General features: G+C 58.5%; 9 protein-coding genes and 1 pseudogene. 5 read left to right on the top strand and 5 right to left on the bottom strand.

Annotated features, from left to right (window positions below):
* Window positions 1-173: 173 nt before the first annotated feature.
* Window positions 174-1,238 carry an LLM class flavin-dependent oxidoreductase gene (locus tag FH08_RS0137050; protein ID WP_031363179.1) on the bottom strand — a complete coding sequence of 355 codons (1,065 nt, stop codon included), beginning with the start codon at window positions 1,236-1,238 and terminating at the stop codon, window positions 174-176.
* A gap of 395 nt (window positions 1,239-1,633) precedes the next feature.
* Here FH08_RS0137050 and FH08_RS0137055 point away from each other — a divergent pair, with 395 nt between their 5' ends.
* From FH08_RS0137055 to FH08_RS0137065, 3 genes are all read left to right on the top strand, one after another.
* A complete protein-coding gene (locus FH08_RS0137055) occupies window positions 1,634-2,230 on the top strand; it encodes a nitroreductase family protein (RefSeq protein WP_031363180.1) in 597 nt (198 codons plus the stop codon).
* Window positions 2,231-2,252: 22 nt separating this feature from the next.
* Window positions 2,253-2,462 carry a dodecin gene (locus FH08_RS0137060; RefSeq protein ID WP_031363181.1) on the top strand — a complete coding sequence of 70 codons (210 nt, stop codon included), beginning with the start codon at window positions 2,253-2,255 and terminating at the stop codon, window positions 2,460-2,462.
* A 173-nt stretch (window positions 2,463-2,635) separates the two neighbouring features.
* Window positions 2,636-3,424, top strand: coding sequence for a MetQ/NlpA family ABC transporter substrate-binding protein (locus tag FH08_RS0137065; RefSeq protein WP_235210640.1), 789 nt, complete (start codon window positions 2,636-2,638; stop codon window positions 3,422-3,424).
* 67 nt (window positions 3,425-3,491) lie between these two features.
* On the opposite strand, the gene FH08_RS0137070 is transcribed toward FH08_RS0137065, so the two are convergent.
* Both FH08_RS0137070 and FH08_RS0137075 read right to left on the bottom strand, forming a co-directional pair.
* On the bottom strand, window positions 3,492-5,513 hold the full coding sequence (locus tag FH08_RS0137070) for a family 2A encapsulin nanocompartment cargo protein cysteine desulfurase (protein WP_031363183.1): 2,022 nt from the start codon (window positions 5,511-5,513) through the stop codon (window positions 3,492-3,494).
* Window positions 5,488-6,414, bottom strand: coding sequence for a family 2A encapsulin nanocompartment shell protein (locus FH08_RS0137075; RefSeq protein ID WP_031363184.1), 927 nt, complete (start codon window positions 6,412-6,414; stop codon window positions 5,488-5,490). The genes FH08_RS0137070 and FH08_RS0137075 overlap by 26 nt, the downstream gene beginning before the upstream one ends.
* 720 nt (window positions 6,415-7,134) lie before the next feature.
* Between FH08_RS0137075 and FH08_RS0137080 the strand changes: the two genes are divergently transcribed.
* Window positions 7,135-8,199 (top strand): linear amide C-N hydrolase, encoded by a 1,065-nt coding sequence (locus FH08_RS0137080; RefSeq protein WP_031363185.1) that lies wholly within the window; start codon window positions 7,135-7,137, stop codon window positions 8,197-8,199.
* 155 nt (window positions 8,200-8,354) lie between these two features.
* Here FH08_RS0137080 and FH08_RS48925 read toward each other — a convergent pair.
* Window positions 8,355-9,539 (bottom strand): annotated as a pseudogene (locus tag FH08_RS48925) (3'-5' exonuclease); the annotation flags it as partial.
* A 140-nt stretch (window positions 9,540-9,679) separates the two neighbouring features.
* On the bottom strand, window positions 9,680-10,753 hold the full coding sequence (locus FH08_RS0137090; RefSeq protein WP_081889689.1) for an Ldh family oxidoreductase: 1,074 nt from the start codon (window positions 10,751-10,753) through the stop codon (window positions 9,680-9,682).
* 92 nt (window positions 10,754-10,845) lie between these two features.
* On the opposite strand from FH08_RS0137090, the gene FH08_RS0137095 reads away from it, so the two are divergent.
* On the top strand, window positions 10,846-11,799 hold the full coding sequence (locus tag FH08_RS0137095; protein WP_235210620.1) for a LysR family transcriptional regulator: 954 nt from the start codon (window positions 10,846-10,848) through the stop codon (window positions 11,797-11,799).
* Window positions 11,800-11,873 lie beyond the last annotated feature (74 nt).

Genomic DNA, 11,873 nt, shown 5'->3' on the forward strand with positions numbered 1-11,873 from the left:
ATCGTATTCTGGCGTTACGCATGTTCACGTCACACCGATCTTGAAAGATGATGCGTCAGATCAGTTTCTGTTCCGCCAGCGCGCTTATGTCCAACCGAGGGAGCGCGCGTAGATGCCTATCAATCCCTCCTTGAATTCGTAGGTCCGTGTGGGTCAAATGTCCTGCCTACGTCTCACTTATCGTCCCGCGCTGTCAGCTCACGAACGAGCGGAATCACCTCTTGCGCGAATCGCTTCATATCCGCCTCGAACGGCTGGAACTGGAGCATGAACAATTCGATTCCGGCCCGATGAAACTCGACAATCCGCCGCGCGACCGTCTCATAGCTGCCAACCAGCCCCGCTGCGGTTCCGCCATTCGATCCAACGCGCGCTGACTTGGCGAACGTCTGGTGCATGACCACCTTTGGATCGCTGTTTTCCTTCTGCACTGCGCGCAACGGCGCATCCTTCGCAGCAAGCGCGAACAGGTGATCGAGATGCTCCTGCGCCTCCCCGTCCGTTGGCCGCGCAATCACGAAAGCAGAAAGCCCAAAGCGCAATGGCGGACCGGTACGGGCGCGCCCTCCCACGTCTTCGATCAGCCGACGCACATCCTGCAACGGTTGGCCGTTGATGAACCAGACATCGCCGTGGTCAGCCACGAGTGCCCTCGCCGGCTCCGACTCGCCGCCGACATAGATGCGCGGTCGCTCCCGGAAGCGGTCCGCAGGACGCAAGACATAGTCTTCCACGTTGAAGAACCGACCCTTGAAATTGGTGCGCTTGCCACGCATCAGGTCATTCACGACCGTGATCCATTCACGGCCATAAGCGTATCGCTCGTCATGCTCCGCAAAACCAATACCGGCCTTGGCCAGTTCAGGACGATTCCACGCGTTGACCAGATTGATGGCGAATCGCCCGCCGCTGATGTCTTCAATCTGCAAGGCCATTTTGGCCAGCGTGACGGGATGATAGAGGTATGGCTTGATCGCCGTGATGATCTCGATGCGCGAGGTTAAAGCAGCCAACGCTGCCGAAGCAGTCCAGGCTTCCAGTTGATCAAGCGTTTCATCATGCGGATTGATCGTATGCTGCGCGACCAGCGTCGAGTCGAAACCGAGTCGCTCGGCTTCCAGGACGAGCTCGCGGTTGCGTGACCATGAAGCATCGTAGGGTTCGTCGGGATCCTGCAGCGCGGCACGGCTACCGTGCACCAGCGCCCAAATACCGAAGCGGGGAGTTGACGAAGGCATGAGTCGACCTGACGTGGATTGAGAAAGAGAAGAATCACAACCTGCAAGCATGCGTCGAGCGCATCGCGCGGGTCAATGCCGCTCTTCCAGTTTGTTCGCATATCGATAGAAGGAAAACCGGAATGGAAATCCGGCTCCGATGCGGCCATTCCTGGTGAAAGCTTCCGTCCCTGCGCATGCTCTCACCCCCTTATATCCGAACACGAAATCGCGTTGCCGCTCCATCGCGATAAGGTTCGGCCGATTTCTTGTTAGATCAAATCGTGCCTCGTTCTTATACTCGCTCACGTAACTGCTTGATTCGAACCGAGCCACTCAACGACTTCACCGTGCCGTTTCCTTCGCGGCTCTGTTGAGAGACTAACCAGTGAGCAACTTGTGAGCGACTACCCATCATGACAACGCCGAACCCTCGCAGCGCAGACCACCCTATCGATCCGCAATTCGTCAATCGCTGGTCGCCGCGCGCCTTTAGCCCGGAACCTATCGACAATGCGACGCTGTTGACGTTTCTCGAGGCCGCCCGCTGGGCGCCTTCCTCGTATAACTCACAGCCGTGGCGGTTCATCTACGCAACGCGCGACAGCGAGCACTGGAAGCAATTCCTGGGCTTCCTGAACGACTTCAATCGCAGCTGGGCCCGTGAGGCAGCAGCGTTGGTCATCGTCCTTTCAAAGAGTACGTTTGTCCCGCCCGGCGCGACAGACGAAGTGACGTCAATCAGTCATTCGTTCGACAGCGGCGCCGCGTGGGCCTATCTTGCGCTGCAGGCAAGTCTGGCTGGATGGCATACGCACGGGCTCGCCGGAATCGAGCGAGACAAGATCCGGACAGAGTTGAAAATCCCGGACACCTACTCGATTGAAGCAGCGATCGCGATAGGCCGTCTCGGCGACAAGGCGTCACTCTCGGAGACGCTACAGGCGCGAGAAACGCCCAGTCCGCGCAAACCCCTTGGCGAAATCGCCACCGAAGGCAGATTCGCAGCCTGAATTATTAAAGGAAACTTTCTCCATGTCCCATCACGTCTACAAGCAAATCGAACTGACCGGTTCGTCAACGCAATCGAGTGACGACGCGGTGTCGGTGGCTCTGGCAAGAGCCGACAAAACCTTGCACAACATTGACTGGTTTCAGGTCATTGAAACCCGTGGTCATGTCGAAGGCGGCAAAGTCGCGCACTGGCAAGTGACGCTAAAGGTCGGCATTCGCCTCGACGACTAGTCGGGGTGACCTCGCCGGCGCATGACAGAGGGACCGGCTCAAGAGGACGATGCTTTCTAAAGCCGAAATACTTGGTTTGCGTGTGTGCAAGCCGGCGTTAAATTGCGCGCTCAACAAACCAGGTAAAGGAATATAACGTGTCCTCTTTGCTGCGTTTCTCCCGGCGGGTCGCCCTGCTTTCACTGGCCTGTTTCGCTTTGACGGGCAGCCTGAATGCAAACGCGGACGAGCAAGTCCTGAAGATCGGTGTGACGACGGGGCCTCACGAAGAAATTTTCCAGGCCGTCAAAAAAGTGGCTGAGCGCGACTACGGTCTGCATATCCGGATTGTGGCGTTCAGCGATTACATACAGCCGGACGCCGCGCTCGATGCAGGCGACATCGACGCCAACAGTTATCAGCATCGTCCTTTTCTCGCTGCCCAGATTCGGGCACGTGGCTATAAGCTGGTGGGAGTCGGGCGTACATGGATCGGCCCTATTGGCATCTACTCCAAAAAGGTCAAGCAGTTCTCAGCGCTTCCCGACGGCGCCAGCATCGGTATTCCGAATGATCCGGCGAACGAGAGCCGGACCCTGTTGCTATTGCAAAAGGCGGGGGTGATCAAACTGCGCTCCGGGATCGACCCCATTACGGGTATCAACGCGACGCCTCGCGATATCATCAGTAACCCGAAGAATTTCAAATTTACAGAGATCGACGCGGCGCAACTGCCGCGCACACTCGATGATTTCGATGCGACCACGATCAACGCGGACTACGCGATCAAAGCCGGTCTGAATCCAGGTCGGGACACCATCCTGGTAGAAGATGCGAATGGGCCCTATGCCTGCCTGATCGCCGTTCGGGAGCAGGATGCCAACAAGCCGTGGGTGCAGCAGATCGTCAAGGCATATCAATCCGACGAAGTGCGCGAGTTCATTCTGACGCGCTATAAAGGAGCGATCATACCGGCGTTTTAACACCCGGCAGATCAGGCTGCGGCGGCGGTCCAAACCCGCATGCGCATACGCACATGTGTCCCGCCGCTCAGTGCCTGGCCAGTCGCTTCACCACTGCGATCATCCGGTCGACCTCTTCCGGCGTGTTATAGAACGCGAGCGACGGCCGCACGGTCGCCTCAAGGCCGAAGCGCCGCAAGATAGGTTGTGCGCAATGGTGGCCGGCCCGCACGGCGATGCCCTCTTCGCTGAGCGCACGCCCCACTTCCTCGGGCGTGTAGCCGTTCAAAACGAATGACAGCACGCTCGCTTTGTCCTGCGCGGTGCCGATCAGGCGCACGCCCGGAATCGGCTTCATCAAGCCGGTCGCATAGTCGAGCAACTCGTGCTCGTAACGCGCGATGTTTTCTATGCCGACGCGCGTCACATAGTCGATCGCCGCGCCCAGGCCGACTGCATCTGCGATGTTGCCGGTGCCCGCCTCGAAGCGATGCGGCGCCGGTTGGAACGTCGTCCGCTCGAACGTCACGTCCGAGATCATGTTGCCGCCGCCCTGCCACGGCGGCATTGCATCGAGCAGCGCCCGCTTGCCATAGACCGCGCCGATCCCGGTCGGGCCGAATACCTTGTGACCGGAGAACACGAAAAAGTCCGCATCGAGAGCCTGCACATCCACGCGCATGTGCGACACCGACTGCGCGCCGTCGATCAACGCAACCGCGCCAACACGGTGCGCCATTTCCACAATGTCCTTGACGGGTACGACGGTGCCAAGCGCATTCGACACCTGCGTGACCGCAACGATCTTCGTCTTGTCGTTCAACAGCCGGCTGTACTCTTCGAGCAGCACCTGGCCCGAGTCGTCGACTGGAATCACGCGCAGCTTCGCGCCCGCCAGCGACGCCAATTGCTGCCACGGCACGATGTTCGCGTGATGTTCAAGATGCGACACGATGATCTCGTCGCCCGCCCCCATGTTCTGCACGCCCCACGACTTGGCAATCAGGTTGATGGCCTCGGTCGTGCCGCGCACAAACACGATCTCCTCCGGCTGGGAGGCGCCAATAAAGCGTTGGACCCTGCTGCGGGCTCCTTCATAGGCATCGGTCGCGCGCCCAGCCAACGCATGCGCTGCACGATGAATATTGGAATTCTCGTGCAGATAGAAATAGGCGAGCCGGTCGATGACGGTCTGCGGCTTTTGTGTAGTCGCCGCGTTATCGAACCATACGAGCTGCCGCCCGTTCACACGCTCCTGCAGAATTGGGAAGTCGCGTCGGATCGCGTTCACGTCGAACTGAGGATGGCCGGACTGCGCCTGTGCGACCGGGTCCGATCTGCGGCTCGATGCCGGCGTCCCGGGCGAGCGGATATCGTCGAGAAAATAACGCTCGGTGGTGTCCGGCTGGACGGGTGCCGTACCGGTGAACCCGCGCGCTGACCCTTGCGGCGGGATAGCTTGCGCGGACTCTCCAGCAGGCAGGAGCGACGGAACACTCAGAGGATCGAACAGAGATACCGTAGGTAGCGGCGCGTTCTGGCCGCCATGCGTCTGAGGCCTGTCGAGATTCATGAAATAGTAAGGCGATGCGCTACTGCGACCCGGTGCGCCATCGGCCGGCAAATTCGCCGCGGCGGCTTCCGGCACGCCAAGCGCCGTACCGCCGTAGCGGCTGTCGAGCCCGGGCGCGACCGTCACCAGATTGTCGGGCAAGCCGTTCTGCGCAGCGGCATGCGGCAACAAGGCGGGCGCGCGGTTGCCGAGCGATAGAACGTGGGTCGGCGCTGAAGGTGCAAGGTTGGCGCCCGGCACCTTGCCTTGCGGCATCGCCGCGCCCGGTATGCCGCTGCCTGCGCCGGAGGGTCCCGCCATCGGCGAACCCGGCGGTACTGGATTCGTTGAAGCCGGCAAGGCAGGCGCCGCCGCGGCGAGCTCGGAGGGCGCACTGCCCGGCACGCCGTTGCCCGCTGGCGTGCTACCCGGAAACGCGGCAAAGAACTCGTTTGCAAGACGCGTTAGCGTTGCTGGATCGGGCAAACCGGCAGGAAGCGCTGAGCTCGGGTCGGGATAGGCTATCGGCGAACTAGAGGTATTTGTCGGCATAGTCATGGTACTTGCCAACCTCAACGTCCTCGAGGACTGCCAGCGCGTCCGGCGTGTGCACGGCGAGCGAGCAGTACAGCGACACCAGGTACGAAGCGATCGCCTGATTGTTGATTCCCATGAAGCGCACCGATAATCCGGGCCCCTGCTCGCCGGCTACGCCTGGCTGATAGAGACCCACCACGCCCTGACGCTTGTCACCCACCCGCAGCAGCATGATCTTGGTCTTGCCGTCTTCGATCGCCACCTTGTCTGACGGAATCAGCGGAATGCCTCGCCATGTAAGGAATTGCGAACCGAACAGGCTGACGGTTGGAGGCGGCACGCCACGGCGCGTGCACTCACGGCCGAACGCCGCGATCGCCCATGGATGCGTCAGGAAAAACGCCGGTTCCTTCCAGACCTTCGTCAGCAACTCATCGAGGTCATCCGGGGTCGGCGCGCCCGTGAGCGGCACCTGGCGCTGCTCGTCCGTGACGTTTGCCAGCAATCCGTAATCCGGGTTGTTAATCAGCTGGCTCTCCTGCAATTCCTTGATCGTCTCGATCGCCAGACGCAGTTGCTCCTTGATCTGGTCGTGCGGACTGCTGTAAAGATCGGATATCCGCGTGTGCACTTCGACAATCGTGCTGACCGCGTTCAGGAAAAATTCGCGCGGCTCCTCTTCGTAAGGCACAAAGGTGGTCGGCAACTGGCTTTCATCTTCGCGCGCGGTGCAAGCGGCAGTCACTTCCTCCGGATTCTTGACCTGATTCAGCCGATAGATGCCCGCTTCCACCGGCACCCACTGGAGTAGATGCGTGAGCCAGCGAGGCGTGATGGTTGCAAGCTGCGGGACGGTTTTGGTGGCGTTCGCTAGTTGCCGTGCGGCATGGTCGCCGAGCGCGCTGTGACCGGATGTTGCCATTTTCAATCCCCCTTTCTGCGTGAAATACGGGAATGCTTATGAGCAAGGTGATTTGGAATCAGTACAAAGGTAGTTCGTCTTTTTTCATCCGGCAAGGATTACGTCGCGATTGCGCCGCGATAAGCGCCGACTCAGCGTTCGGCGGGAAATGGGGGTGAGGTGCGGCTGGACCCACTGAGCAGGATTGGTACATATGAGGGATTGCTGGAAATCTAGTGAGTTTTGTGGCGAGGTGCCGGGTGCGACACAAAGTGGGACTCTGTGCCGGGTGCGTGAAAATCTGACTAGATCGTTCGTGAAAAATCCAGGTAGCCCACACTCCTCGCTGGAGCATGTTAGCCCGCGACTGTCGCTGCTTGTTTAGGATTGTAGGACGCCTGCCCGCCAGCTTCCCGGCGCACTTGTAGGCCTGCTGTTTAGGGCAGGCGTCACACAATCCTTAACATTCGCTGGCGCTTTCGGGTGGACATTCGAACGTCGGCTACGCTCAGGTACCGGCCATTGGGATACAGGTTCGATCCGGTAAGTTTTCGGCCTGAGCGGTCGTTGGCGAGCTCGTCGCAGTCTTCGCAAATGCCGGCTTCAGGGGCCTTAGATGAACTGGCGCTATCGGCCAGGTCCGGCCGTTCGCGTACGGGCTAAGATAGACACTCGAACGTCGGCTTCGCACGGCCAACGGCCATTGGCGCACCGCAGATACTGAGTAAAGGGAGGCATCGTATGAAAGCAACCACCCGCCGTCAGCGAACTTTGTTGCGCGCAGTGTTATGCGCAACCCTCATCGCGCAATCTCTGCCGACGGCGCTTGCCTGTACTCGCGTGCTTTGGAACAACAACAAGCTTGCCGTCGTGGTGAGTCGAACGATGGACTGGCCGACAACGACCGATCCAATAATCACTGTATTTCCTCGGGGCATGAAGCGTGACGGCGGGCGCATCGGGCCTCATGTAGCTGTCGCCGACAATCCGGCACATTGGACGTCAAAGTACGGCAGTCTGGTCACAACGGTTTATGGCGTCGGCACTGCGGATGGCTTCAACGAGAAAGCCTTCGCAGTTCATATGCTTTATCTGACTGCGACCGATTTCGGTCCGCGCGATAAAACCAAGCTGGGCGTACAAGCTGGTTTATGGGGGCAATACCTTCTTGACAATGCTGCAACCGTTGATGAAGCGTTGGAACTAATGAACGAGATTCAGCCGGTGATGGTTTCGGTGGACAACATGAAGGCGACGGTGCATCTCGCCATCGAGGATGCTACAGGTGACTCAGCCATCCTGGAATACATCGACGGCAAACTGGTGGTCCACCATGGTCAACAGTACCGCATCATGACCAACGATCCCACCTACGACCAGCAACTTGCCAATCGCGCTCGGTACGATTTCACCAATGCGACACGCCAGACGGCTCTACCGGGCAACGTTGATCCGCGAGACCGTTTCGTGAGGGCAGACTACTACCTCCAGATGCTGCCAGAGCCAAAGTCGGAGCGCGCAGCGATGGCGAGCATCCTCTCCATTGCACGCAACGTGTCGGTTCCGTTCGGTGCGCCAAACAATGAGCCTGGGACCCTCTATAACACCGAATATCGCACCGCGATGGACCTGACCAACCGATTCTATTTTTTCGAACTGACGACCACGCCAAATGTTATCTGGATGAACATGGCCAAACTCAACCTTAAGGCAGGAGCACCGGTGCTGACCCTCGATCCGGATGACATCAACCTCTCAGGGGATGTAACGGCGAAGCTACATCCGGCCAAAGAATTGCCGTTCTGACGTCGAACCAAAAGCCCGTCGCCGTTAAAACAACGGCCGCGACAGCGGAGCACTCGCAGACCGTCAGGGTCATGACAATGACCGCTGTGCATGTGAACGGACGTTGGAGGCACAGAGACCCGGAGGGCTGAAACGGGTCGACAAGCGACAAAATTTTAAGCAGCTACGGAAAGTTTCGCGGCTGATTCGATTTGCGCTTCAGTCGCGAATCTAGATGCAAAGTTCTTTGCCGTGCCAGAAATCATCAACGACTCGCGAGCGCGCGTCATCGCGACGTAAAAGAGCCGTCGCTCTTCAGGTTCGGTCGATTTCGCGTCCGGAACGATCGTTTCCTCAGAGCGAGCGATCCAAACGTGATCCCATTCAAGTCCCTTCGAACTATGCATGGTGGTGAGGATAAGCGCGCCAGGCGTCGGTTGGTTATTGTCTTGCCGCATGAAGAGGAGGCGATCTGCGAAGGTCCCAGACAGTCGCGAAAGCACGTCATAGGTCGCTTGAATAGTGCGGATCGCGGTTTCCTTCTTTGTGTACTTCAACATCCACTCGCTTACGCCCGACAGCGTCAGAGAATAGAATTTGCGGTCACACAAGCCGCGCCATTCAGCAAGTCGCTTCATGAACTCGCGGTAGTTCGTCGCCACGTCTTCCGGCAGTCCAAGCTCGAACAGCTCTGCCTTGCCCTTTTGCTGCAGTTCGGCACCCATGCTCGTGTGCAGGGCACGCAATTGTTCGGCGTGCAGGCCGAGGTGGGCAAGCACTGAATCCAAACCTGTCTCTTTCACGCGCTCGACGATTTCGAGCAGATTGCACATCAAAGCGCCTTCGGGACGGCTCAGCACCGACGCACCGGACGCGCGGTAATACTTCACGCCGTGCGAGCGGCAGACGGCTTCCAGCGGATCCAGAATACGGTTGGTGCGAGCGAGGATCGCGCACGAATCGCCCTTGGCCATGAGAGGCCCTAGAACCTCCACAGCGGCCACGGCTTCCGCATACTCGTCTGCATGCCGGGAAGCCGTCACGGTGCCCCCTACGCCCTTCTCTGCCCTCAACACTTTGGCAATGCGATCTGCGTTGTTTCGTATAACCCGATCGGCCGCAGCCAGAATCTCTGAACGGCAGCGATAGTTGCTGCCGAGCACGACTGGCCTTGCGTCGAATTGCTTGATAAAGGCCTCCATGCCACGGTAGCCCAATGCTTCGCGAAACGCGTAAATGCTCTGATCGTCGTCGCCCACGACCGTGACAATCGATCCCGCCTTCGCATGGAGTTCAATCCAACGATACTACAACGGGTCGGTGTCCTGAAACTCGTCAACGAGGAGATAGGCGAACGGGTATCCATGATTGCCTCCGAGCTGAGTGTCATGGTGTTCGTTTAGGCCACCGACGCTGACTCCGCCACTTTTCATACGCTCCCCTTAGCGGTGGCAGCAGACGTCGCAGCCTTTTTAACGGCTTCCGGCAATACCCGCTGCATCTACACGTGAAAAGACGCGAGCCGCTGCTCGTCGCGCAACATCTCGGCATCCTGCGCGGCGATCTGCAGGCCATCGCGTTTGGCTCGTGCAGCTCGGGCGCCCTCGATTTCACCAGGCATCATGATTTTGTCGACGCCTTCGGCGAGTGGCGATGCCTTCGCGCGCGATACCAATTCCTCCGCACGCCCGAAGTAGTCAGCTAACGGCAAACCGATATCGGGACGAAACGTCAAGAAAGCGTGACCGACATTCTGTGGTTGCTCGAAGTCGCTGTTCTGATTGCGAACCTCACCGCCAAACGCGCTGCCCGACATCACACCCGCCATCAGTTCCATCATCAGACCCAAGCCCGAGCCCTTTGGGCCACCCATGGGGAGAACGACGCCATTGATCGCCGCGTTCGGATCCGTAGTGGCCTGGCCATTGACGTCCAGAGCCCAGTCTGCTGGGATCGATTCTCCTCGTCGTGCGGCGCGGCGAATTTTGCCGAAGGCCACCACTGACGTGGCCATGTCGAGCATGATCGGCGTTGTTTTAGACGGAGCGGCAAACGCGAATGGACTGGTACCCAGGAATGGCGTTCGACCACCCCATACCGGCATTAATGGCGGCGCATTTGTCAGGACCAGTGCACCGAGACCCGCGTCGATGGCCTCGCGTAAATAGGTAGCCGCCATCCCAAAATGATTGCTGTGTGATGCCACGACGATGCTGACACCGTATTGCTTACCGCGCGCAATCGCTTCTGCCATCGACCTTTGCGCCACCAGATAACCCATGCCGTTATCACCATTTACATGCGCTGTCGCACTGTCTCCACGACTCACCTTCATCATCGGCTTCGCGTTCACGACACCAAGGCGCAGGCGCTTGGTGTAGACCGGAATGCGGCCAATACCATGTGAAGCCACACCGCGTGCCTCGGCGTCTACCAAGCAATGCGCGACGTACGCCGCATCCTCTTTCGGCAAATAGCCCGAGAAAACATTGCTGACCGTTTCCAGCAATGCATCATATGAAAACGATTCAATATCGCTGGCGGGATTTGTGGCAGCTGCAAGGGGTGCGTTCATCCTGAGTCTCCTTATGATCTTCTGATGGCCCTACGAATCACGACTGACCTAGTGAGTAGGGGCATTCTGCGGAAGGCCCACGGTTAAGGTCAATGTGCTATTTTTCCGGTATTCATGAATTTCAGGAAACGAAGGAGGGAAAAATGGATTTTCGAGATTTGAATTATTTCGAGACCGTGGCCGAGCTTGGGCATCTGGGACATGCAGCGCAGAAGCTGTGCCGTACGCAGTCGGCGCTGTCCAAGTGCATAAAGCGGCTCGAAGAGGAACTCGACACACAACTCTTCGCACGCAGTGGACGACGTATCGTTCTGACGCCCACGGGTGCGTTGTTACTTGAGCGGGCGCGTATTTTAAGACGAGGTATCGAGGAATCGAAGCGCCAATTGCTGGACTTTGCGCGTGGCATTCGTGGCAATGTGCGCCTGGGCGTATCCGCGACAATGGCTGAGTTACTGCTGCCAGCTGTAACGTCGCAATTTTTACGTGCCGCACCCGACGTCACCATGCAACTGACATTAGGGATGAGTGATTCTCTGCGCGATCTGCTTCAGGCCGGGCATATCGATTTAATGCTTGGCCCGCTGGATGCGTTAGAGAGTGCCTTTGCTGCACATCCGATTATCGACGACGAAGTGGTTATTGTCGCCGGTCCGTCGCATCCCATCTTTGCGCAACCGATGCGGGTGAGTTCCCTGGCGGGTCAGCGGTGGGTTTTAGCGTCGAATCAGGTCTCTACGCACCGTTGGCTCGATTCCTTGTTGCGTGAACACGCCTTGCCGGCCGCGCAGGTTCAGGTGGAAACCAATTCGATCCTGCTTGTGCCGCAGTTGATTGCACGAAACGACTTATTGAGTGTGCTGTCACGGCGCAATCTCGGCGCTGGACGCCCTGGTCATCCGCTCCGTGAAGTTCCCATCTCAGCGGCTGTCATGCGCCGGACTTTTGGCGTGCTTTATCGTGACGAGGCGTGTTTGACGCCGCCAGTGCTGTGTTTGCTCAATATTTTGCGTAACGACGGCGCAGCGCTGATGGATGATCGATGAATTTCATTCCACGATCACCGAAAATAAGGGAATAGACGCCAGCGTCTCCTTTCGCAGACACTCGCTGGACCGTG

Source organism: Caballeronia sordidicola (genome assembly GCF_000729995.1).
Taxonomy (GTDB): domain Bacteria; phylum Pseudomonadota; class Gammaproteobacteria; order Burkholderiales; family Burkholderiaceae; genus Caballeronia; species Caballeronia sordidicola_A.